The organism is Neisseria sp. P0001.S005, assembly GCF_051963715.1.
The window spans coordinates 1-206 of sequence record NZ_JBQCTZ010001172.1 but is presented as its reverse complement, the minus strand read 5'-3'; the positions used below and the strand labels follow the sequence as shown (position 1 = coordinate 206).

Here is a 206-nt window from a genome sequence, read left to right as displayed (position 1 = left end):
CCGCCGGCTTGTTCCATAAGCAGGCTCATCGGGTTGGCTTCGTACATCAGGCGCAGTTTGCCCGGTTTGGATGGGTCACGTTTGTCTTGCGGATACATGAATACGCCGCCGCGCATCAGGATGCGGTGAATTTCGGCAACCATGCTGGCTACCCAGCGCATATTGTAGTTTTTGCCGCGTACGCCGGTTTCGCCTGCCAGCAATTC

Annotated in this window: 1 pseudogene; it reads right to left on the bottom strand. The window is 56.8% G+C overall.

The annotated features are described in order from the left end of the window. Window positions 1-206, bottom strand: a pseudogene (locus tag ACTHSP_RS24460) (class 1 fructose-bisphosphatase); the annotation flags it as partial.